The 26,089-nt window shown below is 69.9% G+C and carries 26 protein-coding genes; 19 read left to right on the forward strand and 7 right to left on the reverse strand.

Annotated elements, in window-relative coordinates:
• Window positions 1-7: 7 nt before the first annotated feature.
• The 3 genes from P9849_RS05485 to P9849_RS05495 all read right to left on the reverse strand — a co-directional run bounded on the left by P9849_RS05485 (window position 8) and on the right by P9849_RS05495 (window position 3,152).
• Entirely contained in the window at window positions 8-1,018 is a 1,011-nt protein-coding gene (locus P9849_RS05485) for an aminoglycoside phosphotransferase family protein (RefSeq protein WP_278268658.1), read from the reverse strand.
• 173 nt (window positions 1,019-1,191) lie between these two features.
• Complete coding sequence (locus tag P9849_RS05490; RefSeq protein ID WP_278269103.1) at window positions 1,192-1,911, reverse strand: VIT1/CCC1 transporter family protein; 720 nt, start codon at window positions 1,909-1,911, stop codon at window positions 1,192-1,194.
• Between the two features lie 182 nt (window positions 1,912-2,093).
• Window positions 2,094-3,152, reverse strand: a complete 1,059-nt coding sequence (locus P9849_RS05495) for a DUF4439 domain-containing protein (RefSeq protein ID WP_278268659.1) — start codon at window positions 3,150-3,152, stop codon at window positions 2,094-2,096.
• A 218-nt stretch (window positions 3,153-3,370) separates the two neighbouring features.
• Here P9849_RS05495 and rimP point away from each other — a divergent pair, with 218 nt between their 5' ends.
• From rimP to rbfA, 5 genes are all read left to right on the forward strand, one after another.
• A complete protein-coding gene (gene rimP, locus P9849_RS05500) occupies window positions 3,371-3,964 on the forward strand; it encodes a ribosome maturation factor RimP (RefSeq protein ID WP_278268660.1) in 594 nt (197 codons plus the stop codon).
• Window positions 3,965-4,936 (forward strand): transcription termination factor NusA, encoded by a 972-nt coding sequence (nusA, locus tag P9849_RS05505; RefSeq protein ID WP_278268661.1) that lies wholly within the window; start codon window positions 3,965-3,967, stop codon window positions 4,934-4,936.
• A 225-nt stretch (window positions 4,937-5,161) separates the two neighbouring features.
• Window positions 5,162-5,413, forward strand: coding sequence for a YlxR family protein (locus P9849_RS05510; RefSeq protein ID WP_243874767.1), 252 nt, complete (start codon window positions 5,162-5,164; stop codon window positions 5,411-5,413).
• A 154-nt stretch (window positions 5,414-5,567) separates the two neighbouring features.
• Window positions 5,568-8,396 (forward strand): translation initiation factor IF-2, encoded by a 2,829-nt coding sequence (infB, locus tag P9849_RS05515; protein WP_278268662.1) that lies wholly within the window; start codon window positions 5,568-5,570, stop codon window positions 8,394-8,396.
• 81 nt (window positions 8,397-8,477) lie between these two features.
• Window positions 8,478-8,912, forward strand: coding sequence for a 30S ribosome-binding factor RbfA (gene rbfA, locus P9849_RS05520; protein WP_278268663.1), 435 nt, complete (start codon window positions 8,478-8,480; stop codon window positions 8,910-8,912).
• Window positions 8,913-9,050: 138 nt separating this feature from the next.
• Here the strand turns inward: rbfA and P9849_RS05525 are convergent, their stop codons facing one another.
• Window positions 9,051-9,818 carry a hypothetical protein gene (locus P9849_RS05525; RefSeq protein ID WP_278268664.1) on the reverse strand — a complete coding sequence of 256 codons (768 nt, stop codon included), beginning with the start codon at window positions 9,816-9,818 and terminating at the stop codon, window positions 9,051-9,053.
• A gap of 237 nt (window positions 9,819-10,055) precedes the next feature.
• On the opposite strand from P9849_RS05525, the gene truB reads away from it, so the two are divergent.
• From truB to P9849_RS05545, 4 genes are all read left to right on the forward strand, one after another.
• Window positions 10,056-10,979: a tRNA pseudouridine(55) synthase TruB gene (truB, locus tag P9849_RS05530; protein ID WP_278268665.1), complete on the forward strand. Its 924-nt coding sequence runs from the start codon at window positions 10,056-10,058 to the stop codon at window positions 10,977-10,979.
• Window positions 10,979-11,332, forward strand: coding sequence for a hypothetical protein (locus tag P9849_RS05535; RefSeq protein ID WP_278268666.1), 354 nt, complete (start codon window positions 10,979-10,981; stop codon window positions 11,330-11,332). The genes truB and P9849_RS05535 overlap by 1 nt, the downstream gene beginning before the upstream one ends.
• Window positions 11,333-11,347: 15 nt before the next feature.
• Window positions 11,348-11,785, forward strand: a complete 438-nt coding sequence (locus P9849_RS05540) for a hypothetical protein (protein ID WP_278268667.1) — start codon at window positions 11,348-11,350, stop codon at window positions 11,783-11,785.
• A gap of 84 nt (window positions 11,786-11,869) precedes the next feature.
• Window positions 11,870-12,850: a bifunctional riboflavin kinase/FAD synthetase gene (locus P9849_RS05545; protein WP_278268668.1), complete on the forward strand. Its 981-nt coding sequence runs from the start codon at window positions 11,870-11,872 to the stop codon at window positions 12,848-12,850.
• Window positions 12,851-12,907: 57 nt separating this feature from the next.
• On the opposite strand, the gene P9849_RS05550 is transcribed toward P9849_RS05545, so the two are convergent.
• Window positions 12,908-14,278 (reverse strand): DUF2252 domain-containing protein, encoded by a 1,371-nt coding sequence (locus P9849_RS05550; protein WP_278268669.1) that lies wholly within the window; start codon window positions 14,276-14,278, stop codon window positions 12,908-12,910.
• Window positions 14,279-14,496: 218 nt separating this feature from the next.
• Between P9849_RS05550 and rpsO the strand changes: the two genes are divergently transcribed.
• The 3 genes from rpsO (at window position 14,497) to P9849_RS05565 (ending at window position 18,582) form a co-directional block, all read left to right on the forward strand.
• Complete coding sequence (gene rpsO / locus P9849_RS05555) at window positions 14,497-14,766, forward strand: 30S ribosomal protein S15 (protein WP_066215295.1); 270 nt, start codon at window positions 14,497-14,499, stop codon at window positions 14,764-14,766.
• 252 nt (window positions 14,767-15,018) lie between these two features.
• A complete protein-coding gene (locus P9849_RS05560; protein ID WP_278268670.1) occupies window positions 15,019-17,238 on the forward strand; it encodes a polyribonucleotide nucleotidyltransferase in 2,220 nt (739 codons plus the stop codon).
• An 18-nt stretch (window positions 17,239-17,256) separates the two neighbouring features.
• On the forward strand, window positions 17,257-18,582 hold the full coding sequence (locus tag P9849_RS05565) for a pitrilysin family protein (RefSeq protein ID WP_278269104.1): 1,326 nt from the start codon (window positions 17,257-17,259) through the stop codon (window positions 18,580-18,582).
• 156 nt (window positions 18,583-18,738) lie between these two features.
• On the opposite strand, the gene P9849_RS05570 is transcribed toward P9849_RS05565, so the two are convergent.
• Entirely contained in the window at window positions 18,739-19,047 is a 309-nt protein-coding gene (locus P9849_RS05570; protein WP_278269105.1) for a MoaD/ThiS family protein, read from the reverse strand.
• 35 nt (window positions 19,048-19,082) lie between these two features.
• Complete coding sequence (gene moaA / locus P9849_RS05575; RefSeq protein ID WP_278269106.1) at window positions 19,083-20,114, reverse strand: GTP 3',8-cyclase MoaA; 1,032 nt, start codon at window positions 20,112-20,114, stop codon at window positions 19,083-19,085.
• 192 nt (window positions 20,115-20,306) lie between these two features.
• On the opposite strand from moaA, the gene P9849_RS05580 reads away from it, so the two are divergent.
• The 7 genes from P9849_RS05580 to P9849_RS05610 all read left to right on the forward strand — a co-directional run bounded on the left by P9849_RS05580 (window position 20,307) and on the right by P9849_RS05610 (window position 26,048).
• Window positions 20,307-21,923: a molybdopterin-dependent oxidoreductase gene (locus P9849_RS05580; RefSeq protein WP_278268671.1), complete on the forward strand. Its 1,617-nt coding sequence runs from the start codon at window positions 20,307-20,309 to the stop codon at window positions 21,921-21,923.
• A 131-nt stretch (window positions 21,924-22,054) separates the two neighbouring features.
• A complete protein-coding gene (gene glp / locus P9849_RS05585) occupies window positions 22,055-23,290 on the forward strand; it encodes a gephyrin-like molybdotransferase Glp (RefSeq protein ID WP_278268672.1) in 1,236 nt (411 codons plus the stop codon).
• A complete protein-coding gene (gene moaC, locus P9849_RS05590) occupies window positions 23,278-23,778 on the forward strand; it encodes a cyclic pyranopterin monophosphate synthase MoaC (RefSeq protein ID WP_066215307.1) in 501 nt (166 codons plus the stop codon). Before glp ends, moaC begins: the two co-directional genes overlap by 13 nt.
• Entirely contained in the window at window positions 23,775-24,269 is a 495-nt protein-coding gene (locus P9849_RS05595; RefSeq protein ID WP_278268673.1) for a MogA/MoaB family molybdenum cofactor biosynthesis protein, read from the forward strand. Before moaC ends, P9849_RS05595 begins: the two co-directional genes overlap by 4 nt.
• 115 nt (window positions 24,270-24,384) lie before the next feature.
• A complete protein-coding gene (locus P9849_RS05600; RefSeq protein ID WP_278269107.1) occupies window positions 24,385-24,753 on the forward strand; it encodes a molybdenum cofactor biosynthesis protein MoaE in 369 nt (122 codons plus the stop codon).
• Window positions 24,754-24,833: 80 nt separating this feature from the next.
• A complete protein-coding gene (dapB, locus tag P9849_RS05605) occupies window positions 24,834-25,586 on the forward strand; it encodes a 4-hydroxy-tetrahydrodipicolinate reductase (protein WP_278268674.1) in 753 nt (250 codons plus the stop codon).
• Window positions 25,587-26,048: a hypothetical protein gene (locus P9849_RS05610; protein ID WP_278268676.1), complete on the forward strand. Its 462-nt coding sequence runs from the start codon at window positions 25,587-25,589 to the stop codon at window positions 26,046-26,048.
• The last annotated feature ends 41 nt before the right edge of the window (window positions 26,049-26,089 follow it).

Here is a 26,089-nt window from a genome sequence, read left to right on the forward strand (position 1 = left end):
GAGCGAGCTAGTCCACGTGGCCGGGGTCGTGGAGCCGCTGAGGATCGATGGTGTCGTCCAGGACCTTCCCGGCCAGCGCGGAGGCCAGCCAGAGGGACCGCTCCTGCTCCGCCTCGTGGCCGCCCTTCGTGGCGAACCACAGGGCGTCCTCCACGAAGCTCACGACACTCCATTGGCGGGCCAGCTCCGGGTCCAGCCCCGCGGGTTCGCAGTACTCCTCGAGGCGGCGCAGCACGCCCTCGGCGGGCCGCACCACGGGATACTCGGCCAGGCGGTTCCGCAGCACGGGAGGGAGCGAGAACTCGGCGTCGCCCAGCACGGCCTGCGGGTCGATCGCCACCCACTCGGTGGTGTCCAGTCGACCCGCGCCGTCCGAGTCCGGACTGCCGGGCCGGGCCAGGATGTTCAGGAAGTGGAGGTCCTGATGCACCAGGACCTCGCGGGATGCGCGGCGTCCCACCGTGCCGTGCACCTGGCACACCTCCAGTGCGGCTTCCAGGAGCCAGCGGGGGAACGGCTCGCCCGCCTCCTGCCAGCTCTGCGGGAACTCGTCACACCAGCGTTCCGCCATGTCGGAGAGGCGTGGGATCGCCGCAAGGGCGGGGGTGTCGCCGAGAATCCGGCCCACCTCGTCCACGGGCACACTCAGACCCCGGACGATTCCGCCCCAGACTTCGGCGGCGTCGTGGAGGTCCATGCTGATGAGGGTCCGGTGGGGTTCGAGCCGCTCGAGGAGCAGGGCGCAACGGGCCGGTTCCTCCTCCAGCACACGCACCGCACTTCGTCCTTGCCACACGCGGAGGGACGGCCCCTCCGACAGGGTCTCCTCGACCGGCAGGGACACTTTGAGCACGGCCGAGCCGTCAGGTCCGCGGACGGGAAGGACGATCCCGCTGTAGCCGTGCAGGACCGGGAAGCCGGGGGAGAGGTCCAGCCGGAGTCCCCAGGCGTCGAAGCACTCCTCGATCAGACGGGGCAGGGCGGCGATCCATCGGGCGCCGTCGGCACTCCGCGTCATTCTCCGGACCAGGCCGGGCGGTAACGTCACGGGGGAGCTCACGGATCCAGCTTAGTCGTGCGGGCGTCTCGGGGACCGCCGGAATGCCGCCGAGCGGTCGCTGTGGGGTCTCCGCCGTCGCGCTCAGAAGCGGGACGGGGACCCGACCCGCTCCTGGATCACCCGGCCGGGATTCAGATGACCCCGGACTGTCCCAGGAGGCTGCCCACCAGGAACGTCGCGGTCAGGGCGAGTGCTCCGCCGATCACCACCCGCACGGCGGCCCGGGACACGCTCGCCCCGCCGATCCAGGCGCCGACGGCCCCGGTGGCGGCCAGCGCGGTGAGCACGACACCGAAGGTCAGGGGGATGCGGATCGCTGCGGGTAGGAGCAGCACCGCGAGCAGCGGCAGGATCGCCCCCGCGGTGAAGGCCAGCGCCGAGGCGAGTGCCGCATGCCACGGGCTGACGATTTCTTCCTCGTCGATATTGAATTCGCTTTTCAGATGAGCGCCCAGAGCATCTTTGGCGCTCAATTCCTCCGCGACGAGCGCCGCGGTGGCCGGGGAAATCCCCTGATCGACATAACCCTGTTTCAGTCGGGCGAGTTCTCCGGCGGGATCGTCACTCAGAGCTTTGCGCTTCTGGCGGACGATGGCCCGCTGGCTGTCGCTCTGGCTGCTGACCGAGACGTACTCGCCGAGGGCCATGGAGATCGCGCCGCCGATCAGGCCTGCCGCGCCGGCCGCCAGAAGAGGGCCCTGTTGGGTGGTGGCGCCCGCGACGCCCACCACGATCGCGGCCACCGAGACGATGCCGTCATTGGCGCCGAGGACACCGGCGCGGAGCCAGTTGAGGCGCTGTGCCAGATTTCCCCGGGGGCTCTTCTTCCCGGTTCCGGCTTTGATCTCCATTGTCGTCATGTCTTCAGGAAAGCACTCCCGGAAAAACAATTCCAGCAATGTTTGCCTTCACTAAATGAGAGAAGGCTTGGCTTATTGAAGTAAGCCTTTGCTCACCTGATAAGGAAAAACGGAACGCTCTGGACTCGGCGGGATCCGGGACCGGTGCCGGCTGGGATCAGCGCTGTCAGGGATCAGTGCTGTCCGGCGGACGGCGACCCCGACGGCACGGGCGTCATGTCCTCCGGGAAGCCGGGCAGCGCCGGCCCGGCGCCGGCGGACGGCGACCAGTGCCGGGCGCGCGTCCCCGCCGCGAAGTACTGCGCCATCGCCCAGGTCCGGAGGTCCCCTTCGGAGGCCGCCACCAGATCCAGGGCCGCGTTCCGGAGTTCGTCCTCGACCGCGCCCAGACCCGCGGCCGGCTCCTTGAGGAAGGTGGCCGGCAGTTCGTAACCGGCTTCGGGGATCGAAGGGGTGGCGCAGGCGGCCCGCACCCACGCGGCCGCCTCGGAACCGCCCTTCCGGACCGCCGCCTCGAAGCCGTCGGCATCGGTGCGGGCTCCGCGCTCCAGACGGACTTCGGCCACCTGGTACAGGTACGTCAGATGGCGCTGTGCGCGCAGGACCGCCTGGGTGGCGGCGACCGCTTGCGGTGACACCGTCGCCGGAGTGGCCGCGGACGACGCCGGCCCACCGCCCGCCGCGCCGGTCGCCGCAGTGGCGCCCGCCGTCGTCGGGCCGGCCGGGTCGGTGGCGGCAGGGGAGGGCGTCCCGGACGCGCAGGACGCCGGGAGCGGGGCGGTGCCGGAGGTGAGGAGATCCGGGCCGGTGGCGCCGCCCGAGGGCAGGAGTGGTCGCAGGGCCTCCAGCCGGCCTTCCGCCGCGGCGGTGTAGAGGCGGGCCAGACCGCCGTCGGGTTCGCGCCGGGCCTGGTCGAGCAGAGCCGTCGCGCTCGTGCGGACGGCCTCCAGCAACTGGGCGAGCGTCAGGGGCCCCGAGGACGGTGAGACCTGCGGCATCGTCGTGGCGGGCGAAGGTGAGGGTGGCATCAGGGCGGCGCTCTGCCGGTCGAGGATCGTGCCCAGCGACGCCACGGTGGGACCCGTGGTGGAGGCGAGCCGATGCGCCTGTGCGGCGAGGTCGGCAGTGTGCGCGGCGAAGACGGCCTGCGGCGCCTGAACCGCCGCGTCGACGGGTGCGGGGGAGAGGACCTGGTCCACGGCCGCGCTCAGTCCCAGAACTGTGGCCAGCACCACGGCAGAGGCTCCCACTCGTCGGAGGACCGTGCCCGTCCGTCCCGTCCTTCCCGCGTTTTTCATCACCACGATCTTGCCACGACCACGCGGATCCCGGCGCCGGGGCCGCTTCCGCCCGCCTCGATCGCGCGGGAATGCGGCCCTCGGAAGCCGCAGGAGCCAAAAAGTCGATACTCTATAGTCTGAAAACTTCAATCAGGGAGGCCTTGCGGACCATGAGCGGTGCCGGACATTCGACTACGCCAGACCAGGGCGGCCAGGACTCCGAAGCAGCACGGCTGCACGGACTCCTGGAACCCGTGGTGGCCGCACAGGGCCTCTTCCTCGAGGAAGTGGAGATCCACCGGGCCGGAGCCCAGCGCACCGTTCAGGTGCTGGTGGACCTCCCCGAGGACCAGCAGGGCGGAGTGAGCCTCGATCGCATCGCGGAGGTCTCCACGGACATTTCGGCCGCCCTGGATGCGGATCCACTCGACGGCCCGCAGGCCTACGAGCTCGAGGTCTCCTCGCCCGGCGTCTCCCGCCCGCTCACGCAGCCACGTCACTGGCGCAGGAATCTCGGTCGCCTGGTGCGCGTGAAGCTGAGCGAGGGTGAGCCGCTCACGGGCCGGATCCGCGACGTCCACGAGGACGGCGTGACCCTGGTCCCGCAGCTGGAAGCGAAGAAGGGCGTCAAAGCCAAGGAAGGCGCACCGGTCACGGTGGCCTTCAGCACGATCCGCCAGGCCAAGGTGGAGATCGAATTCACACATCTGGACCATGCGGCGCTGGACGAAGCATTGGACCCCGAAGCAACTGAGGAGGCCTAAATGGATATCGACATGAGCGCGCTGCGACTCCTGGAGCGGGAACGCGAGATCCCCCTGGACAAGCTCATCCCCACCATCGAGCAGGCACTGCTGGTGGCCTATCACAAGACCCCTGGCGCCATCGACCAGGCGCGGGCGGAACTGGACCGCAAGAGTGGTCACGTGACCATCTGGGCGAGCGAGATCGACGACGAGGGCAACGTCGTCGGCGAGTTCGACGACACCCCGGACGGCTTCGGCCGCATCGCCGCGAGCACCGCCCGTCAGATCATCCTGCAGCGTCTGCGGGACGTCGAGGATGACAACGTCCTCGGCGAGTTCAAGGGCCGCGAGGGTGAACTCGTCGCCGGTCAGATCCAGCAGGGCCACTCCGCGCACATGGTCCAGGTCAACCTGGGCACCGTGGAGGCCCTCATGCCGCCGCCCGAGCAGGTGCCCGGCGAGAAGTACCTCCACGGCAACCGCATCCGCGCCTTCGTCGTGAGCGTGCAGCGCGGCCAGAAGGGCCCCAGCATCACGCTGTCCCGCACCCACCCGGGTCTGGTCCGCAAGCTCTTTGAACTCGAGGTCCCGGAGATCGCGGACGGCTCCGTGGAGATCGTCGCGCTGGCCCGTGAAGCCGGCCACCGGACCAAGATGGCCGTGCGCGCCAACCGCCCGGGCATCAACGCCAAGGGCGCCTGCATCGGCGAAATGGGGTCCCGCGTGCGGGCCGTCATGACCGAGCTCAACGACGAGAAGATCGACATCGTCGACTTCTCCGACACCCCGGAGACGTTCATCGCGAACGCCCTGTCGCCGTCGAGCGTCACGAGCGTCACGATCGCCGACCCGGCCACCCGTTCCGCCCGCGTCGTGGTGCCGGATTACCAGCTTTCGCTGGCCATCGGCAAGGAGGGGCAGAACGCCCGTCTGGCCGCCAAGCTCACGGGCTGGCGGATCGACATCGTCTCCGACGCGGCCGGCGAGTAGGCCTCCGCGGGCTCCGACGCGCCGTCGCGCACGGCGGGGCCTGCGGAAGGCGTAGAATGGATAACGCCGGTTCCCCGGCATGGCATCTGCGTGTCCGCCCTTCGGGTGGCGCACGCACTTCAAGCGAGGCAGGCGCACGTGGCAGCACCGACAAGTGCACCTCTGCGGACCTGTGTCGGATGCCGCCGCCGGGAAACCCAGGATCAGCTCATCCGGCTGGCGACCGTGACCTCCGACGCAGGTGAAAACCTCGTGGTGGTGGACGCACGACGCCGGGTGGGCGGCCGGGGTGCATGGCTGCACCCCACCACTGAGTGCCTTGCCCTCGCCCAGCGGAAGCGTGCGTTCGCGCGTGCTTTCCGGAGCGCCGTCGTCAGCGACGGCCTGGAGGAGAAGCTGGCACCGCACAGTGTCCCCACCGGGGCGGAGACGCCTCAGGGGACGACCGTCCTATCCGAAAGCGGGTCAGAAATCTGATGGAAACCCGATGAGTTCCCTGCGATGAGCGCGTAACCATGACCAATCTGTTGCGCGCTGCACAGCGCCCCGGGCCGCTTTTCATGGCCCAGGGCAGGAAGAAGTATTAGACGGTTCGTGCCAAGGCTGATGCGCGGACCGAGACAGGAGAAATGTGGCCAAGGTCCGCGTACACGAGCTCGCCAAGGAGCTCGGTATCACCTCCAAGGATGCGCTTGCAAAGCTGCAGAGCCTCGGAGAGTTCGTCCGTTCCGCATCGTCGACCATCGAACCCCCGGTGGCGAAGAAACTGCGTGACGCATTCCCGGGTGGGGGATCCGCTCCCGCCCCGTCCGCTGCACCCGCAGCGAAGGCAGCCGCTCCGGCCGCCCCGAAAGCACCTGCGGCGGCTTCCGCCCCCGCACCCCAGACTCCCGCGGCTCCTGCCGCCCCGTCGGCGTCCTCCGCGCCCGCTGCCGCTCCGGCCGCTCGCCCGGGTGGCATGAAGCCGGGTGGAGCACCCAAGCCGGGTTCCCGCGCGGCCGCTGAAGCGGAAGCGGCCCGTGTGGCCGCCGCCCGTGCGGCTAAGCCTGCTTCCCAGCAGCGACAGTCCGGCGCCCGCGCCGGTGGCCCCCGTCCGGGCAACAACCCGTTCGCCAGCTCCCAGGGCATGCCCCGTGGGCGCGACGGCGAGCGTGCTCCCCGTCCGGGCAACAACCCGTTCGCCAGCTCCCAGGGCATGCCCCGTCCGGGTGGACCCCGTCCCGCGGCCGGCGCAGGCGGTCCCCGCCCGGCAGCCGGTGCCGGTGGGCCTCGTCCCGCCGCGGGCGCCGGTGGCCCCCGTCCGGGTGCTCCGCGCCCCGGTGCTCCCCGTCCGGGCGCCCCGCGTCCGGGTGGGCCCCGTCCCACCCCGGGCATGATGCCCAGCCGCATCGAGCGTCCCGCTCCCGGTGCGGCAGCACGTCCGGGCGCACGTCCCGGTGGCGGCCCCGGCCGTCCCGGCGGCGGCACCGGTGGCGGCGCACCTGCCGGCGGTGGCTTCGGCAAGGGCGGCCGCGGCCGCGGTGGCACCCAGGGCGCCTTCGGCAAGGGCGGCGCAGGCCGTGGCAAGCAGCGCAAGTCGAAGCGTGCCAAGCGCCAGGAACTGGAGCAGATGAGCGCACCGTCGCTGGGCGGCGTGAGCGTGCCCCGCGGCGACGGCCAGACGATCGTCCGTCTGCGCCGTGGTTCCTCCATCACGGACTTCGCCGAGAAGATCGATGCGAACCCCGCATCGCTCGTCACGGTGCTGTTCCACCTCGGCGAGATGGCTACGGCCACGCAGTCGCTGGATGAGGAGACCTTCGAGCTCCTGGGCGCCGAGCTGGGCTACAAGCTCCAGATCGTGTCCCCGGAGGACGAGGAGCGCGAGCTGCTGAGCAGCTTCGACATCGACTTCGAGGCCGAGCTTGAGGCCGAAGGCGACGACGAGCTCGAGGCCCGCCCGCCGGTCGTCACCGTCATGGGCCACGTCGATCACGGTAAGACCCGACTGCTGGATGCGATCCGCAACTCGGACGTCGTGGCCGGCGAGCACGGTGGCATCACCCAGCACATCGGCGCCTACCAGATCACCCACGAGCACGAGGGCGTCGAGCGCAAGGTCACCTTCATCGACACCCCGGGTCACGAGGCCTTCACGGCCATGCGTGCCCGTGGCGCCAAGGTCACCGACATCGCGATCCTCGTGGTCGCGGCCGATGACGGCGTCATGCCGCAGACTGTCGAAGCGCTCAACCACGCCCAGGCGGCCAACGTGCCGATCGTGGTGGCCGTGAACAAGATCGACAAGGAAGGCGCGAACCCGGACAAGATCCGTGGTCAGCTGACCGAGTACGGCCTGGTTCCGGAAGAGTACGGCGGCGACACGATGTTCGTGGACGTCTCCGCGCGTCAGAACCTGAACATCAACGAGCTGCTCGAGGCCGTCCTGCTGACCGCCGACGCCGCCCTGGACCTCCGTGCCAACCCGGACAAGGACGCTCGCGGTATCGCGATCGAAGCGAACCTTGACCGTGGCCGTGGTTCCGTGGCGACCGTTCTGGTGCAGTCGGGCACCCTGCACATCGGTGACACGATCGTGGCCGGCACGGCTCACGGCCGCGTCCGCGCCATGTTCGACGAGGACGGCGAGTCCGTCACCGAGGCCGGTCCGTCGCGTCCGGTCCAGGTGCTGGGTCTGTCCAACGTCCCGCGCGCCGGTGACACCTTCTTCGTGACCTCTGACGAGCGCACCGCCCGTCAGATCGCCGAGAAGCGTGAAGCCGCCGACCGCAATGCCGCCCTGGCGAAGCGCCGCAAGCGCATCAGCCTGGAAGACTTCGACCAGGCCGTCGCCGAAGGCAAGATCGACACCCTCAACCTCATCCTCAAGGGTGACGTGTCCGGTGCCGTGGAAGCCCTCGAGGACGCCCTGCTCAAGATCGACGTGGGCGACGACGTCCAGCTGCGCGTCATCCACCGCGGTGTGGGTGCCATCACGCAGAACGACGTCAACCTGGCGACCGTGGACAGCGCGATCATCATCGGCTTCAACGTGAAGCCCGCCGAGCGTGTGGCCGAGCTGGCCGAGCGCGAAGGCGTCGACATGCGCTTCTACTCGGTCATCTACGCGGCGATCGACGACATCGAACTCGCGCTCAAGGGCATGCTCAAGCCCGAGTACGAGGAAGTCCAGCTCGGCACGGCCGAGGTCCGCGAAGTGTTCCGTTCCTCCAAGTTCGGCAACATCGCAGGCTCCATCGTCCGTTCCGGCCTCATCCGCCGTAACGCCAAGGCCCGTGTGCTGCGCGATGGCAAGGTCATCGGGCAGAACCTGTCCATCGATTCGCTCAAGCGCTTCAAGGACGACGCCACCGAGGTCCGTGAGGGCTTCGAGTGCGGTATCGGCCTCGGCTCGTACAACGACCTCACCGAGGGCGACATCATCGAGACCTTCGAGATGCGCGAGAAGCCGCGCGTCTAGGAGTGTCGGGAAGGCCGGGCCCAGGGGAGACCGTGGGCCCGGCCTTCCGTTCACCGTCACACGACGTTTGAGGAGGAGAACATGGCAGATCCAGCACGCGCCGGCAGGCTGGCGCAGCGCATCAAGGTCCTGGTGGCCGAGGCGCTCAGGAAGGCCGTCAAGGACGAGCGGGCGCTCGACATCACCGTGACCGACGCACGCGTCACGAATGATCTCCAGCACGCCACCGTCTACTACACGGTGCTCGGCGACGCCGAGGCCCGGGCGGGAGCCGATGAGGTCCTCGCCCAGAACAAGGGGATCCTGCGCCGGGAGGTCGGACGCAATCTGACCATCCGCCTGACCCCCACCCTGGAGTTCGTCGCCGACGAGATCCCGGAGAACGCCTCGAATCTCGAGGAGCTGATCCGGAAGGCCAAGGAACGGGACGCCGAAGTGGCGGCTCTGGCCGAAGGGGCCGTCTTCGCCGGCGGGTCCGATCCGTACAAGAAGGGCGACGAGGACCAGGAGGACTGATCCTCGTCCCGCCGTCGCACGGCACTGTTTCATCACCCCGCCGCGAGGCTGCGGGTACGACTGAGGCCCACCGGGATGTCCCGGTGGGCCTCAGTCGTAGGTGCTCTCGTCCGGACCCTCACGAGGGTCCGGCGGACTCTACTTGGTCCAGACGAGGGGCTTGTCGCGGTACGGGTTCAGATCGTAGCTGAGGTAGTTGCTGGAGTTGCCCGTGTAGGACACTCCGGTCACCGCGGTGCCCGTCGGGGCGAGTGCGATCTGGCAGTCCACCTGGGTGTCGCCGATGGCCCGGAAGCTCTTGGAGTATGGGCACTTGTCGAAGCCGCCGAAGATGATCAGGCTACCGGCGGGCGAGCCGCCGTCGAGGGTGCCCTTGAAGGACGTGTGCGTCCAGGAGACGGAGGTCTTGATCGGATTCAGCGTCTGCTTGAGGGTGACCTCACTGTGGATGTAGAAGGGCACGTAGCCCTTGTACTTGTCCGAGTTCTTGAGGCCGGACAGATCCGCGAACGAACCCTTCTCGATGCTGGTGACCTTCACGTCGAAGAGCTGCTTGTCGTAGTAGTCCTTGCCCGGCTTGCCGGTCTGGACGAAGATCTTGCCGGTCTGGCCGATCTTGAGCTTGGTGCCCGCGGGGGTCATCTGCTCCACGGACGGGCCACCCTGGGGGTCGGCGGCGGGGGCGGAGCTGGTCTCCGACGGCGACTCCGAGGGGGTGTCCGACGGGGTCGGCTCGCTGGACGGAGTCTCCTCCGGCGCCTGCGACGGGGTGTCCGAGGAGCTCGCGACCGGCGCGGAGTCCTTCTTGGTGTCCACGGTGATGGAGCAGGCGCTCAGGCCCAGGGCCAGTGCGGCCAAGGCTGCGACGGCGCCCGCGCTGCGCGTGCGAGTGGTGAAGAGTGACATGGTTCCCTGATCCTTGCTACTGCGTCAGACCGCACCTTTTAGTGCAATCATTGGAGCAATTGTGGCATGGTCCAGGCCGGGAAGGCGATGGGGACCCCTCCCCATGACGCGGTGTTCAGCGGTGCGGAGTGGAGGGCGGGAGGCGGCCCCTGCAACCGGCTGTGACAGCCCGGTCCCTCGTGGGGTGCAGGCCCTCCGGGGGAAGAGTGCCGCCCGCGACCTCCTATACTGGAAGGCGTGCTTTCGGGACTGGTGATCGTGGATAAACCACAGGGTTGGACGAGCCACGATGTCGTGGCCCGTATGCGTCGGCTGGCGGGAACCCGCAAGGTGGGTCATGCCGGCACCCTGGATCCCATGGCCACCGGCGTCCTGGTGGTCGGCGTCAACAAGGCCACCCGCCTGCTGACCTACATCGTGGGCACCGGCAAGCGCTACACCGCCACCATCCGCCTGGGTCAGTCCACCGTGACCGATGACGCGGAAGGCGAGATCACCGCCGAACAGGACGCCTCCTCCGTGGATGACCAGTCGATCCGCGACGCCGTCCTGGCGTTCCTTGGCGACATCCAGCAGGTGCCCAGCAGTGTCAGTGCGATCAAGGTCAACGGCGAACGCTCCTACGCCCGCGTGCGCGCCGGTGAGGACGTGGCGCTGGCAGCACGTCCCGTGACCATCCGCCGCTTCGACGTCCTGGACATCCGCCACGACGGCGCCGTCGTGGACGTGGACGTGGACGTCGAGTGTTCCTCGGGAACCTACATCCGTGCCCTCGCCCGCGACCTGGGCGCCGCGCTCGGCGTCGGGGGCCACCTCACGGTCCTCCGCCGCCACGAAGTCGGGCCTTTCACGCTCGGCGCCGCCCGGACGCTCGAGCAGCTCGCGGAGGACTTCCAGGTCCTCGACCTGGCCCAGGCCGCCCGCGATCTGATGCCGGTCCGGGAACTCAGGGCCGAAGAGGCCGAAGACCTGTCCCACGGACGCCGCATCCACCGGGACGAGGCGCAGCCGGGCACCGCCGAGCATCCCGTGGCCGCCTTCGCGCCGGACGGCACCCTGGTCGCGCTCCTGGCCGACTCCGGCCGTCACGCCAAGCCCGTGCTCGTCTTCCCGCCGGACGCCCCGTCGGCGCCGGCCGGCCAGGCCGCGGGGGAGCGGTGATGGACGCCTACTTCTGGATCATCGCCGTCGTGGGCATCGCCTCCACGGTGATCTGCGCCGTCGCCGGTGCCCTGGGCAAGAAGCCCAACGACGTCACCATCCTCTCCGTGGGGGCCGTGTGGCTCGCACTGCTGGTCTACCTGGTCGGCTCCATCATCCGGGTGAGCCTGGGGGAGAGCATCCGGGGCGAGGCCTGGGAGTTCTGGGGCTACATGCTCACCGCCCTGGTCCTGCCGCTGGGCGCCGTCTACTGGTCCGTGGTGGAACGGACCCGCTGGAGCAATTTCGTCATGGCGGTGGTGGGCGTGACGGCGCTCGTGATGGCCGCTCGCATGAACCAGATCTGGTACTAAAGGGAGAACTCGGTGATGACCACCCCCAGCAACACGGAACAGACGAGCCCGGAACAGGGCAACACCCGGAACACCGGGCCGGGCCGTCTGCTGATCGCCGTCTACGGCATCTTCGCCCTCGCGGCCACCGCCCGCGCCGCGTACCAGATCGCCACCAAGTTCCACACCGCTCCGCTGGCCTACCTCCTGTCGGCGCTGGCGGCCGTGGTGTACATCGTCGCGACGGTCTCGCTCGCGCGCCGCGGCACCGCGTCCTTCCGCGTCTCGGTGGTCGCCGTCAGCCTGGAGCTCCTCGGTGTCCTGGTGGTCGGCGCCCTGAGCGTGTTCGACGCCCAGGCCTTCCCGGCGGACACCGTCTGGTCCGGTTTCGGCAAGGGCTACGGTTTCGTGCCGCTCCTGCTGCCGCTGCTCGGCCTCTGGTGGCTGTACAAGCGACGGCCTGCCGCCGCCTGACGGCCCGGAACTCGCACGGCCCGCGCACCCGGTATTCTTGACAGGCCGCTAGCCGCGGCAGACCGCTCTTGTAGGGGATGGCTCATGGTTGACATTTGGCGGGACCTCTCGGAGGTCCCGGAAGCTTACGGTCCCACCGTGGTGACGATCGGGAACTTCGACGGCGTGCACCGGGGCCACCGCAGAGTCCTGAGCCGCCTGGTCGAGGCCGCCCGCGAGGGTGGCGCACGCGCCGTCGTCGTGACCTTCGACCCGCATCCCGCCCAGGTCCACCGCCCCGAGCACGCGCCCGAGCTGATCATGGGTCTGCAGGACCGGATCGAAGCGCTCGGCGCGGAAGGCGTCGACGCCGTCCTGGTCATGCACTACACGCCGGAGCTGGCTTCCATGAGCGCGCGCGGGTTCGTGCAGGACGTCCTGGTGGACGGCCTGCGGGCCTCCGGCGCCGTGATCGGCCACGACACCCGCTTCGGCGCCGGCAACAGCGGCGATGTGGACACCATGCGGGAGCTCGGCGGCGAACTCGGCTTCCAGGTGGAGGTCATCGACGAGTTCGGCAGCGACGACGACGGCGGCCTCTCGCGCCGCTGCTCCTCGACGTGGGTGCGTGAGGCCCTCGCCGCGGGGAACGTCGAGCAGGCCGCCGAGGTGCTCGGCCGCCCGCATCGCATGCGCGGGGAGGTGGTCCATGGCGCCGCCCGCGGCCGCGAACTCGGATTCCCCACGGCCAATCTGGCCCACGACTCCTCGGGTTTCGTCCCCGCGGACGGCATCTACGCGGGGTGGCTGGTCGACGAGGCCGGCACTCGGTGGCCGGCCGCCATCTCCGTGGGCTCGAATCCCACGTTCGAAGGCGTGCAGCGCCAGGTCGAGGCGCACGTGATCGGCCGCCCGGATGAGCCGGTGGAGAACTTCAACCTGTACGGCCAGTGCATCGTGGTGGAGTTCGTCTCCCATCTGCGCGGGATGGTCGCGTACCGGGGTCCCGAAGCGCTCGTCGAGCAGATGTGCCTCGACGTCGCGCAGACGCGCGAGATCCTCGGCGTCGGCGCGCCGCAGGCCTGACCGTCAAGAGCCGTCCGCGCGGCGCAAGGCCCGGTCGGGCGCCGGGCCGGCAGGAGCTCAGGGGGCCGCGGTCCTGCCCTCGGGGGAGCCGGACCGGAGGCGGTCCACGAACGCCCGGTGGTCCGCGGCATTGACCTCCTCGTAGGCGAGCGACCAGTCCAGCAGGGCCGACCCCACCTTCCGGCCCCGGCCGAGGTACCCGGCGATCCGCGTGGCGGCCGGCGACTGGGAGTGGGCTCGGGACAGCAGCAGGGCGCACGCCTGGGCATAGCCGTGGAACGAGCCGTCCTCGAGGGTCGAGACGTCGATCCCGCCCTTCATGTCGCGGAACTGGCGCAGGTAGAAGTCTCCTTCCGGCGCCTGCAGATGGCCCAGGAACGGGTCCGAGCACGCCTGAAGGATCTTCTGAAGTCCCACCACACGGGCGCCTTCACCGCGTTCGGCGACCCCGTCCAGCAAGGGGCGCGGCTGGGTGATGCCGCCGAACTCCGCCAGCACGCTCCGGCGGGCCTCCTTCGCCTGGAGGATGAGCACGTCGTCGGCGGAGTCCTGCAGCGCCAGCACGAAGCACTGCGTGCCGACACTTCCCACGCCCACCACGCGGCGCGCGAAGTCCGCGAGTGTGTAGTGCTGGACGAGGAATGCGATGTCGATCGCGACATTGCGCTGGTAGGCCTTGAAGAGCGCGTTGAGGTCGCGGGTCAGGGCCGCTTCCACGTGCTCCATGACGGGGGGATCGTCCACGAACCGGATGCGGCCGTCCTCGCCCTTGCGGGTCAGTTTGCGGGCCGCCTGCCCGGTGGTCCGTTTCCGCGCCTTCGTGATCGCGTCCTGGAGAGCCTTCCGCGATGGTCCGGCCAGTCTGCTCAGCGTCTGATCGGCATCGACGTTCGTGTAGTACCGCTCCACGGGGCTCAGCCGGAGCGCCGCATCCAGTCCCAGACGGTAGCCGTCGACGGCGGCCAGTACCGCGTTCTCGATGACCTCGGCACTGCGCCCGCTGTCCCGGCCGGCGATGACAAGGCTCGTGACCAGGCGTTTCAGATCCCACTCCCACGGCGCCCAGCCCGCCTCGTCGAAGTCGTTGAGATCGAACACCAGGCTCCGTTCCGGAGAGGCGTAGAACCCGAAGTTGGCGAGGTGGGCGTCGCCGCAGGAGGCCACCAGGATCCCGCTGTTCGGGTCGCGGGCGAGGTCCGCCGCCATGACGGCGGCGGCGCCGCGGTAGAAGGCGAACGGCGAGGCGGCCATCCTCTCCTCGCGCAGCGGGACCAGGGACGGGACGCGCGTCGCGTTCTGCCGGTCCAGGATCTCCAGGGACTCCCGTCCGTCCGTGGTGAGCCGAGCCAGTTCCCGGCGCGGATGGGAGGACCGGGCGGCCTTGCCGGCCGTGAGCTGTTCCGTGAGGGTGGCGCGTGCGGGCTCCATGAGGACAGTCTGGTGGGAGCGGCCCTTCCGGACAAGCGGCCAAGCCGGCGGCTTCACCGGGCCTTTCGACAAGGTGCGGCGGATGACGATAGAATGACAGGTGGATTCGGCTGCAGTCCGTGGTTGCCGAATCTGTTGCCTGCCCGCTTCGGCGGCAGGTGGCTACCCGGCAGTGAGTTTCTGTCCGGGCCGCACGGCACAACTCATAGGAGTTCACTGTGGCACTTGACGCCGCCGTAAAGACGCAGATCATCCAGGAATTCGCCACCCACGAGGGTGACACCGGTTCCCCCGAGGTTCAGATCGCTGTGCTGTCCAAGCGCATCTCTGACCTGACGGAGCACCTGAAGTTCCACAAGCACGACCACCACACCCGCCGTGGCCTCATGGCTCTGGTCGGTCGCCGCAAGCGCATGCTGCGTTACCTGCACGACACCGACATCAACCGCTACCGTTCGCTCATCGAGCGTCTCGGCCTGCGCCGCTAGTTGGTCCGGAAGCGGCCCGCTCCTCGAGTGGGCCGCTTCCTGCGGCACTGGCGAAAACTGAGTTCGACAGAAAAGCACATCAGCAGAAGACCTTCCGGATCCGCGCATTCGCGGTCCTCGGTAGTGACTCGCGGGACGGGCCCTGAAGCCCTGGGCCCGAGAGTCTCGATCGAAGACCGGGTGACGTACAGGACGGCGACGCCGCCCCTGGGCTGGAGCGGACGGTCTTCACACATGAAACGGAGGTGACCCTTGGAGGGTCCCGAGATCCAGTTCTCCGAAGCGATCATCGACAACGGCCGGTTCGGCCAGCGCGTGATCCGCTTTGAAACCGGCCGTCTGGCCAAGCAGGCCGCAGGTGCGGCCATGGTGTACATCGACGATGACACCGCCCTGCTCTCCGCCACCACCGCGGGCAAGCACCCGCGTGAGGGCTTCGACTTCTTCCCGCTCACCGTCGATGTGGAAGAGCGCATGTACGCCGCCGGCCGCATCCCCGGCAGCTTCTTCCGCCGCGAAGGCCGTCCGTCCACGGAAGCCATCCTGGCCTGCCGCCTGATGGACCGCCCGCTGCGCCCCGCCTTCGTGAAGGGCCTGCGCAACGAGGTCCAGATCGTCGTCACCGTTCTGGCGATCAACCCGGACGAGCTCTACGACGTGGTCGCCATCAACGCGTCCTCCATGTCCACCCAGCTCTCCGGTCTGCCGTTCTCCGGCCCGATCGGCGGCGTCCGCGTCGCGCTGATCGCTGACGAGCAGGGCACCCAGTGGGTCGCCTTCCCGAAGCACTCCCAGCTCGAGAACGCCGTGTTCGACATGGTCGTGGCCGGCCGCATCGCCGGTGACGACGTCGCGATCATGATGGTCGAGGCCGAGGCCACCGACAACTCCTGGAACCTCATCAAGGAACAGGGCGCCACCGCCCCCACCGAAGAGGTCGTGGCCGAGGGCCTCGAGGCCGCCAAGCCGTTCATCAAGGCCCTGTGCGAGGCTCAGGCCGATCTGGCCGCCCGTGCCGCCAAGCCCACGGTCGAGTTCCCCGTCTTCCTGGACTACCAGGACGACGTGTTCGCCGCCGTCGAGGCCGCTGCTGCCGGCCGCCTGGCCGAGGTCTTCCAGATCGCGGACAAGCAGGAGCGCGACGCCGCCTCCGACGCGCTCAAGGACGAAGTCGTCGCTTCCCTCTCCGAGCAGTTCGAGGGCCGCGAGAAGGAGCTTTCCGCCGCCTTCCGCTCCGTCACCAAGCAGGTCGTGCGCCAGCGCATCCTCAAGGACCAGGTCCGCATCGACGGCCGTGGTCTGACGGACATCCGTCAGCTCACCGCCGAGGTCGAGGTCCTGCCCCGCGTGCACGGTTCCGCCATCTTCGAGCGCGGCGAGACCCAGATCATGGGTGTCACCACGCTGAACATGCTCAAGATGGAGCAGCAGATCGACTCCCTGTCGCCGGAGAAGACCAAGCGCTACATGCACAACTACAACTTCCCGCCGTACTCCACCGGTGAAACCGGCCGCGTCGGTTCCCCGAAGCGCCGCGAAATCGGCCATGGTGCTCTCGCCGAGCGCGCCCTGGTGCCGGTGCTGCCGAGCCGCGAGGAGTTCCCGTACGCGATCCGTCAGGTGTCCGAGGCTCTCGGCTCCAACGGCTCGACGTCGATGGGTTCCGTCTGCGCCTCCACCCTGTCCCTGCTGAACGCCGGTGTGCCGCTGAAGGCCCCCGTCGCCGGCATCGCCATGGGCCTGGTGTCCGACGAGGTCGACGGTCAGACCCGCTACGCGGCCCTGACCGACATCCTCGGCGCCGAGGACGCCTTCGGTGACATGGACTTCAAGGTCGCCGGTACCCGCGAGTTCGTCACGGCCATCCAGCTCGACACCAAGCTCGACGGCATCCCCGCCTCCGTGCTGGCCGCCGCGCTGAAGCAGGCCCGTGAGGCCCGCCTCCACATCCTCGACGTGCTCAACGCCGCGATCGACACCCCGGACGAGCTCTCCGAGTTCGCCCCCCGCGTCATCGCCGTGAAGATCCCCGTGGACAAGATCGGCGAGGTCATCGGCCCGAAGGGCAAGATGATCAACCAGATCCAGGAGGACACCGGCGCGGACATCTCCATCGAGGACGACGGCACCGTCTACATCGGCGCCACCAACGGCCCGTCCGCCGAGGCTGCCCGTTCCGCGATCAACGCCATCGCGAACCCGCAGATCCCTGAGATCGGTGAGCGCTACCTGGGCACCGTGGTCAAGACCACCACCTTCGGTGCGTTCGTCTCCCTGACCCCGGGCAAGGACGGCCTCCTGCACGTCACCGAGCTGCGCAAGCTCGCCGGTGGCAAGCGTGTGGACAACGTCGAGGACGTCGTCTCCGTGGGCCAGAAGGTCCAGGTGGAGATCACCAAGATCGACGACCGTGGCAAGCTCTCCCTCTCCCCGGTGGTTGAGGACGAGGCTGAAGCCCCGGCTGGCGAGTAGTACGTGGCAGCCACTGAGCTGCCTCTGAGCGTGGAGCAGGGCCGTCCGGTCCTGCTCCACGCTCATGATGGGGCAGAAGTCCGCCGGACCATCCTTCCGGGTGGCGTCCGTGTCCTCACCGAATCGATGCCGGGTCAGCGCTCCGCGACCATCGGTTTCTGGGTCGGCGTGGGCTCCCGCGACGAGGTGGGCGGCCAGCACGGCTCCACCCACTTCCTCGAGCATCTGCTCTTCAAGGGCACCCGACGCCGGACCGCCCTGGAGATCGCCTCCGCCTTCGACGAGGTGGGCGGCGAGTCCAACGCGGCCACCGCGAAAGAGAGCACCTGCTACTACGCCCGTGTGCTCGACCGTGATCTGCCGATGGCGATCGACGTCATCGCGGACATGATCACCGGCGCCGTCCTCGACCCCGAGGAACTGGAGCAGGAGCGCGAGGTCATCCTCGAAGAGATCGCCATGGACGCGGACGATCCCACCGATGTGGCGCACGAGCACTTCGTCTCCGCCGTCCTCGGCGAGCACCCGCTGGGCCGCCCGATCGGGGGCACCCCCGAAGCCATCCGCGCCGTGGCGCGGGACTCCGTCTGGGAGCACTACCAGCAGCACTACCGTCCCCAGGAGCTGGTGGTCACCGCCGCCGGTGGGCTGGACCACGACGTCGTGTGCTCGCTCGTGGAGGAGGCGCTCCGGTCCGCCGGCTGGCCCCTGACGCAGGGCACCGCGCCGAAACCCCGCAGGTCCTCCGTGCCGGCCGAGATCTCCGGACAGCCGGGCCTCACCGTCGTGAAGCGGCAGGTGGAGCAGGCCAACATCATCCTGGGCTGCCCGGGGCTGGTGGCCGGCGACTCCCGCCGTTACGTGATGAGCGTGCTGAACTCCGTGCTCGGCGGAGGCATGTCCTCCCGTCTGTTCCAGGAGATCCGCGAGAAGAAGGGCCTGGTGTATTCCACGTACTCCTTCTCGTCGAGCTACGCGGACACGGGCTACTTCGGCCTGTACGCGGGCTGCAGCCCGGCCAAGGTGGGGCAGGTCATCACCCTGCTCCAGGCCGAACTGGACAAGCTCGCGGAACACGGCATCACGGAGTCGGAACTGAGCAAGGCCAAGGGCCAGCTCTCCGGCGGGATCGTGCTGGCGCTCGAGGACACCGGCTCCCGGATGTCCCGCCTGGGCCGTGCGGAACTGGTGTCCGGCGAGTTCCAGAGCATCGATGACACGCTCGCGCGGATCGACGCCGTGACCGCGGACGAGGTCCTGGACCTGGCGCGGGACATGGCCGGGCGTCCTCGCACCATCACCGTCGTCGGACCCTTCGACGAGTCGGAGACGTTCGGGCTTTAACGAAAAACTGACGGAGGATCTGCTCTGACGGCTATCCCCATGCCCCTGTTCGCGGCTCCCGCCGTGGTCAGGGCATGGGGCCCCTTGACGCCGTCGGCCGCAGATCCTCCGTCAGTTTTCTGCTGTTCCGGACGGCTTCGGCGCGTCGGGAGGTGGTCAGCCGCCGGCGAAGGGTGGGAGGACATCCACCGTGTCGCCGGGGGAGAGGGGCTTGGCGTGGTCCTTCGCGGCCACGCCGTTGATGAGGAACGAGCTCCGGGAGAGCACCCGGGAGAGTTCCGGGGCGTCTGAGGCGGTGCCGGGGCGCTCGAGCCGCAGCAACGTCTCCAGGAGTGTGCCCAGGGTGAACGGGGCCGCGGCGGGGGCTGCGCCGTCGGCGTCAGGGAGAGCGGACGCAGCGGGGTCGATGCGCTCCTCGTCCAGCCCGGCGGCGGCCTTGGCCGCGGCGAAGTACCGTACCGTGATCATCTGTTCTGTTCTCCTGGGTGACTCTGCGTGACTCAGCCGCCGATGGCGCTCATGGAGCGGTCCGGCTGCACGAAATCGGGGGCGTCCAGTCCCACATGGCCCATGCCGTGGGCCTTCGGCTTGACCCACATGGCCTCCTGCCAGCGGCGCACCAGTTCAGCGTCATCCGCGCCGGAACGGAGCGGCCCGAGGAGGTCGAACTCCTCGCGGGAGAAGAGGCAGCTCATGACCTTGCCCTCGGCGGTGAGGCGGGTGCGCCGGCAATCGGAGCAGAACGGCTCCGTCACGGACGCGATGATGCCCACTGTGCCCAGCACCTCGCCGGTCTCCCGCGACCGCACCGTGAAGCGTTCCGCCGGGGCGCCGTCGCGCTGCCGCGGATCGGGGCCGAGCTCGAAGCGTTCCTCGATGATCTCCCGGGTCTGCGCGGCGGTGATGAGCTGTTCGCGCTGCCAGATGTGGTCCGCGTCCAGCGGCATCTGCTCGATGAACCGCAGCTCGTAGCCGTGTTCCAGCGCCCACGCCAGCAGATCCGGCGCCTGGTGGTCGTTGAGGCCACGCATGAGGACCGCGTTGAGCTTCAGGGGCGTCAGCCCGGCCCGGGCTGCGGCTTCGACGCCACGCAGCACCTGGTCCAGGAAGTTGCGCCGGGTCAGCGTGGCGAACGTTTCGGGGTGAATGGAGTCGAGGGAGACGTTGATCCTGCTCAGCCCGGCGTCCCGCAGGGCCTGAGCCCGTGACTCCAGCCCGACGGCGTTCGTGGTCATCGAGATGGGCAGGTCCGGATGGTCGGCTCGCAGCCCGGCTATGATCTCCACCAGATCTGCGCGGACGAGCGGCTCGCCACCGGTGAGGCGCAGCTCGCGGACGCCCAGCCGCTCCACGGCCAGACGCACCAGACGGCGGATCTCGTCCTGGGTCATGAGGCGATCCTTGGCCATCCAGTCGAGACCGTTGGCGGGCATGCAGTAGGTGCAGCGCAGGTTGCACTTGTCGATCAGGGAGACCCGGAGGTCGGTCGCGAGGCGCCCGAAGCGGTCCAGGAGTCCGCTGTGATCGGGCATCGGCGACGGGTCGCCCTCCCGCACGGCAGGGGGAAGCCCGGGCATGCCGAGGGCTACGCGCACGCCCGCATCGTGTGCGGTGTTCTCCATGTCTTTCACCCTACGCCAGCCGGACGGCCCCGGGATGTTTCAGTCTTGTCATAACTGCCGATCACCGGCTCTTGATCGGTGTCACCGGCCTAGTCTGGAGCCATGAACGGTGCCTCGCCCTCCCAGGAAGCCATGGCGGCGTCACGGCACGGCAAGCCCCAGGCATGGCGGCTGACGGTGCTGGCCGCCGTGTGCGGTCTGCTCGCCGTGGGAGCCGGAGTGCTCGCGGGCGAGTTCCTCAGCACCTGGCTGAGCCCCTCGCTGACCCCCTTGAACGCGGTGGGCGGCATGGTGATCGACGCCGTTCCCGCACCCGTCAAGGAGTGGGCGATCGCCAGCTTCGGGACCTCGGACAAGACGGTGTTCGGCATCCTCATGCGCGTGATCGCCGGGGTGCTGGCGGCGCTGGCCGGGATCCTGGAACTCCGTCGCCGCCGCGTCGGTGTCGTCCTCGCGGCGGCGGTCGGCGTCGTCGCGGCCTGGGCCGGCGCTGTGAGGCCCGATGGCGGCGCCGTGCCGGCGCTGCTGGGCCTGCTGTCCGGGGTGGTGGCCGGCGTCGTGCTGTCCCTGCTGATCACGCGGCTCGCCGGGTGGGCCGGGAATGAGACGCGGCCCGCGGAGGGATCCGGCGCGGCGGCTTCGAGCACCCGGCGGCGCTTCCTCGGTGCGATCGGCGCGAGCGCCGTGGGGATCGCCGTCCTCGCGGCGGGCACGGCCGTGGCGCGCGGCGCCCGGAACGGTTACCAGACGGCGCGGGCCGCCCTGAAACTCCCCGCCCCGGCGAAGCCGGCCCCGCCCGCCCCGGCGGATCTCCCGGTGCCCGGCATCTCGCCGTGGGCCACACCCAACGGAGAGTTCTACCGGATCGACACCGCACTGGTGGTGCCTTTCGTGGACCCGGCCACCTGGTCCCTCAAGGTCACGGGCCAGGTGGACCGCGAGATCACCCTCACCTTCGACGAACTGCTCGCGAAACCCCTGCGCGAACTCGACGTCACCCTCGCCTGCGTGTCCAACGAGGTGGGCGGTGACCTCGTGGGCAATGCCCGCTGGCTCGGCTGGCCCGTGCGCGAACTCCTCGCCCAGGCGGGGGTCCGCCCGGGCGCCGACATGGTCCTCTCCCGGAGTGTGGACGGTTTCACCGCGAGCACTCCGCTGGAGGCCCTGAGCGATGCGCGCGGCGCTCTGCTGGCGATCGGCATGAACGGGGAACCCCTGCCGCCGGAGCACGGATTCCCGGTGCGTCTCGTGGTGCCGGGCCTGTACGGCTACGTCTCCGCGACCAAATGGGTCACCGAACTCAAGGTCACCACGTTCGCCCAGGACATGGCGTACTGGACGTCCCGCGGCTGGTCCGATCACGGTCCCATCAAGCGATCCAGCCGCATCGACACGCCCCGCCGGGGCGCGACGGTCGGGCAGGACGCCGTCATCGGCGGAGTGGCCTGGGCCCAGGGCGTCGGCGTGGCCTCCGTGGACGTGCGGCTCGACGACGGCGCGTGGCAGCCCGCGCGCCTGGGCGGCGACGGCGGCACGGACTCCTGGCGGCAGTGGTCGCTGCCGCTCGCCGGCCTGAGCGGAGGCGCCCCCGCTGCAGGGGAACACCGGTTCACGGTCCGGATGACGGGCCGCGACGGCCAGCCCCAGTCCACGGATGTGGCTCCACCTGCGCCGAACGGCTCCAGCGGCCTGCACACGGTCACCTTCAGGATCGGATGATCCGTGACATCTACGGTGGGGCGTCCACGGCGCGGTCACCATGCGGTGATGCCGGACCACGGGCGCACTCTCGTCCGCGTCCCCGGCCCGCGAGTCGCGTCGGCACCCGTCACGCCTGCCACAATGGGGCCATGACTTCGCATTCCGAGCCGTCCGCTCCGCGCGCCTCCCGAGGCCGCCGGAGCGTCGACGAGCACGCGGCGGCCGTTCGGGACCTGCTCCGTCCGACGCTGGACCGCCTGGACCGGGAGGTCGTCGCCGTGCCGCTCGCGGAGGCCCGTGGCCGGGTGCTGGCACGGCCGGTGACCGCGCCGCTGGACCTTCCGCCGTTCGACAACTCCCAGATGGACGGGTACGCGATCCGGTCCGCGGACGTGCCGGGGCGCCTGACCGCCGTGGCGACCATTGCGGCGGGGCACGCCGAAGCGGCGCTCGCGCCGGAACCCGGCCCGCGCTCCGCCGCCCCGATCATGACCGGCGCGATGATGCCGGCCTGGGCCGACGCCGTCGTGCCCGTGGAAGCCGCCGAGCCTTCGCGCTTCGTGACGACCGGCGAGGAGGTGGCCCTGCCGGAGGCGCCTGCGGGGCAGTTCGTCCGCGCCCGGGGGAGTGACGTGGCCCGCGGGACCATGGTGCTGGACGCCGGGGTGCGGCTCGGCGCGCCGCAGATCGCGCTGCTGGCCGCACTCGGCCTGGTCGACGTCCCGGTGCGCGAGGCTCTGCGGGTGGCGGTGCTCAGCACCGGGGACGAACTCGTCCAGCCGGGGGAGACCCTTCCTCCGGGGCGGATCTACGACTCGAACGGTCCCATGCTCGCGGCCGCGCTCGACGACGCCGGCGCGAAAGTGAGCCTGGTGCAGGCGCAGGAGGACAGCCCGGACGGGCTGCGGGCTGCGCTCGCCCGGCTCGACGGGGTGGACCTCGTGGTGAGCACGGGCGGCATCAGCCAGGGGGCCTTCGAAGTGGTCAAGCAGGGCCTGGAGGACGGCGTGGACTTCGTCGCCGTCGCTCTGCAGCCGGGCGGACCCCAGGCCCTCGGATCCGTGACCATCGCGAGCGGGCCCGTGCCGTTCCTGGGATTCCCGGGCAACCCCGTGAGTTCCCTCGTCTCGTTCGAGATGTTCCTCCGGCCCCTCCTGGCGGGTTCACGCCCGAGTGTCCGGGCCGTGCTCGAGGGCGCGGCGGACAGCCCGGCGGCCAAGCACCAGGTGCGGCGGGGCGTCCTGCGGGACGGGCGGGTCCGTCTCGAAGGCGGCCCCGGATCGCACCTCCTGCACGCCCTGGCGCAGGCTGATTGTCTGGTCCACCTCCCCGTGGGCCTCGAGCGCGCCGACGACGGCGCCGAAGTGGAAGTATGGATCGTATGACGCAACCCCAGGCCGGAGACGGCCCTCAGCTGACCCATGTCCGGGCCGACGGCAGCGCCCACATGGTCGATGTCTCGGCCAAGGAGGAGACGACGCGCGTGGCCACGGCCCAGGCGGTGCTCCGGACCACCCCCGAGGTCCTGCGGCTCCTCGGGGAGGGCGGTCTGCCCAAGGGTGACGCGCTCGCCGTGGCCCGCGTCGCCGGTATCATGGCCGCGAAGAAGACACCGGAACTCGTGCCGCTGTGTCATCCGCTGCCGATCTCCAAGGTCACGGTGGACTTCGAGCTCCTGGAGGACGCCGTCCGCATCGAAGCGCTGGTCAAGACCCGCGGCGTGACCGGGGTGGAGATGGAGGCCCTCACGGCGGCGAGCGTCGCGGCTCTCGGCGTCTACGACATGATCAAGGCCGTGGACAAGCATGCGGTCATCACGGACATCCAGGTGCTCGCCAAGAGCGGCGGCAAGAGCGGGGACTGGACGCGATGAGCCACGGACTGAGGAAGAACCGCGCAGGAGTGGTGGTGGCCTCCACGAGCGCCGCGGCAGGACTCGCCGAAGACCTGACCGGCCCGGTGCTGGTGGACTGGCTGCGGGAACACGGCTTCGAGGTGGGGGAGCCTGTCGTGGTGCCCGACGGCGCGGCCGTCGGCGCCGCTCTCCGCGCGCTCGTGCAGGTGGGCTCCGCCGTCGTGATCACCACCGGGGGCACCGGCCTGACCCCGGATGACCTCACCCCGGAAGAGACCCTTCCCCTCCTGGACCGCCAGGTGCCCGGTCTCATGGAGGCCATCCGCGCGGTCGGCCTCGCCAAGACCCCGTTCGCCGCCCTGAGCCGGGGGTACGCCGGCCTGTCCGGTGACTGCCTGGTGGTCAACCTGCCGGGGTCCCCGAAGGGCGTCATGGACGGCCTCGGGGTCCTCGACCCGCTCATCAGCCACATCTGCGCCCAGGCCCAGGGAGAACATCATGACCACTGAGAACGCACAGCCCACTGACAACACGCGGCCGACTGAGACCGCCCAGCCCACGGCAAACGAACAGCACGCCCGCGTCCTGTTCGCGGAACTGAGCTCGGCGCCGATCTCCGCCGACATGGCCCTGGAGGCCGTGTCGCACGACCGGGCCGGCGCCGTCGTGACCTTCTGCGGCGTGGTCCGCGACCACGACGGCGGCCGGTCCGTGGACCGTCTCAACTACTCGGCCCACCCCAGTGCCCAGGATGCCCTCGACCGGATCGTCGCGGAGCTGGGGGACGCCCACGGCGAGGCGACGCTCTGGGTCTCGCACCGTGTCGGTGCGCTCTCGATCGGTGACGCGGCGCTCGTGTGCGCGGTCGCGACCCCGCACCGGCGGGAGGCGTTCGCCCTCTGCTCGGACATCGTCGAGCGCGTCAAGGCGGAGGTGCCCATCTGGAAGGAGCAGTTCTTCTCGGACGGGACCGTCGAATGGGTGGGCGTCTGAGGCTCTGCCTCCAAGACCCCTCGTCCCACGGGGACGTCCCCGTTTTCAGTGCGTGCCCGGCGCACCGATACGCTTGAACCATGAGCATTAGAGTGGCAGTGATCGGCGCGGGCGGGCGCATGGGCGGCGAGGCCGTGAAGGCCGTGGAGGCGGCTCCTGACCTGGAGCTGGTCGCCGCGCTGCGCCGCCAGGACGGGCTCGAGACCATCCTCGACGCCGGCGCCACCCACGTGGTGGACCTGAGTGTGCCGGACTCCACGGAGCGCAATGTCCGTTTCGCGGTCGAGCACGGCCTGCACGCGGTGGTCGGCACCACCGGCTGGACTCCGGAGCGGCTCGCGTCGCTCCGTGAACTGCTCGCCACGCGTCCCGGGGTCGGCGTGCTGATCGCCCCGAACTTCGCCCTCGGGTCCGTGCTGGCCAGCGCCTTCGCGGCCAAGGCCTCCCGCTACTTCGAATCCGTGGAGATCGTCGAACTGCACCACCCGGACAAGGTGGACGCCCCGTCCGGCACCGCGGCGCGCACCGCCGAACTGATCGCCGCCGCGCGGGAGGCGGCAGGGGTCCCGGCGAGCCCCGACGCGACGCAGAGCGACCCGCTCGGCGCGCGGGGCGCCGTCGTTGACGGGGTCCACGTCCACAGTGTCCGGCTCCGCGGTCTGGTGGCCCACCAGGAGGTTCTGCTGGGCGGCCCGGGCGAGCAGCTGACCATCCGCCACGATTCCTACGACCGCGCGTCCTTCATGCCCGGCGTGCTCCTGGGCCTGCGCGAGGTCGCCGGCCACCCGGGTCTGACCCATGGGCTCGACGGCTACCTGGATCTGGGGCTGTAGATGAAGGAGTTCTGGGCCGCGTACAAGACCAAGATCTGGGTGGGGGCCATCACCCTGCTGCTGGTCTTCTACCTGGTGGTGACGTTCAACCGGGCCGTGCTGCTGCTGGTGGATCCTCAGCCCGTGGCGAAGGCGATGGGCCTGGCGTACCTCGTGCTGCCGGTGGTGGGCGCCTGGGCGCTGATCCGGGAACTGATGTTCGGGGCACGCACCGAGCGGATGGCCCGGGTGCTCGAGGAGGAAGGCGGACTGCCGCCGGACAATCTGCCCCGCACGCCCGCCGGCCGGATCGTCCGCGAGGCGGCCGACGCCGAGTTCGTGAAGTACCAGCGGGAGGCCGAGGCGGCGCCGGAGGACTGGCGCGTCTGGTTCCGGCTGAGCTGCGCGTACGACGCCGCGGGGGACCGCCGTCGCGCCCGTTCCGCCATGCGTGACGCGGTGAGCCTCTTCCGCCGCGGCTGACCGCGCCGCCAGGCCGGCGCACACCGCGCCGGACGCCACCG

This window comes from Arthrobacter sp. Y-9 (assembly GCF_029690065.1).
Classification (GTDB): domain Bacteria; phylum Actinomycetota; class Actinomycetes; order Actinomycetales; family Micrococcaceae; genus Arthrobacter_E.

What these genes read in the sequence shown, in the direction of transcription:
- P9849_RS05550 (WP_278268669.1), bottom strand. Translation starts at nt 14,278, where the DNA reads ATGGAGCCCGCACGCGCCACCCTCACGGAACAGCTCACGGCCGGCAAG.
- glp (WP_278268672.1), top strand. Translation starts at nt 22,055, where the DNA reads ATGACTTCGCATTCCGAGCCGTCCGCTCCGCGCGCCTCCCGAGGCCGC.
- P9849_RS05540 (WP_278268667.1), top strand. Translation starts at nt 11,348, where the DNA reads ATGACCACCCCCAGCAACACGGAACAGACGAGCCCGGAACAGGGCAAC.
- P9849_RS05545 (WP_278268668.1), top strand. Translation starts at nt 11,870, where the DNA reads ATGGTTGACATTTGGCGGGACCTCTCGGAGGTCCCGGAAGCTTACGGT.
- nusA (WP_278268661.1), top strand. Translation starts at nt 3,965, where the DNA reads ATGGATATCGACATGAGCGCGCTGCGACTCCTGGAGCGGGAACGCGAG.
- P9849_RS05485 (WP_278268658.1), bottom strand. Translation starts at nt 1,018, where the DNA reads ATGACGCGGAGTGCCGACGGCGCCCGATGGATCGCCGCCCTGCCCCGT.
- dapB (WP_278268674.1), top strand. Translation starts at nt 24,834, where the DNA reads ATGAGCATTAGAGTGGCAGTGATCGGCGCGGGCGGGCGCATGGGCGGC.
- P9849_RS05610 (WP_278268676.1), top strand. Translation starts at nt 25,587, where the DNA reads ATGAAGGAGTTCTGGGCCGCGTACAAGACCAAGATCTGGGTGGGGGCC.
- moaC (WP_066215307.1), top strand. Translation starts at nt 23,278, where the DNA reads ATGGATCGTATGACGCAACCCCAGGCCGGAGACGGCCCTCAGCTGACC.
- moaA (WP_278269106.1), bottom strand. Translation starts at nt 20,114, where the DNA reads ATGCCCGATCACAGCGGACTCCTGGACCGCTTCGGGCGCCTCGCGACC.
- rbfA (WP_278268663.1), top strand. Translation starts at nt 8,478, where the DNA reads ATGGCAGATCCAGCACGCGCCGGCAGGCTGGCGCAGCGCATCAAGGTC.
- P9849_RS05535 (WP_278268666.1), top strand. Translation starts at nt 10,979, where the DNA reads ATGGACGCCTACTTCTGGATCATCGCCGTCGTGGGCATCGCCTCCACG.
- P9849_RS05525 (WP_278268664.1), bottom strand. Translation starts at nt 9,818, where the DNA reads ATGTCACTCTTCACCACTCGCACGCGCAGCGCGGGCGCCGTCGCAGCC.
- P9849_RS05580 (WP_278268671.1), top strand. Translation starts at nt 20,307, where the DNA reads ATGAACGGTGCCTCGCCCTCCCAGGAAGCCATGGCGGCGTCACGGCAC.
- P9849_RS05490 (WP_278269103.1), bottom strand. Translation starts at nt 1,911, where the DNA reads ATGGAGATCAAAGCCGGAACCGGGAAGAAGAGCCCCCGGGGAAATCTG.
- rimP (WP_278268660.1), top strand. Translation starts at nt 3,371, where the DNA reads ATGAGCGGTGCCGGACATTCGACTACGCCAGACCAGGGCGGCCAGGAC.
- P9849_RS05600 (WP_278269107.1), top strand. Translation starts at nt 24,385, where the DNA reads ATGGCCCTGGAGGCCGTGTCGCACGACCGGGCCGGCGCCGTCGTGACC.
- P9849_RS05595 (WP_278268673.1), top strand. Translation starts at nt 23,775, where the DNA reads ATGAGCCACGGACTGAGGAAGAACCGCGCAGGAGTGGTGGTGGCCTCC.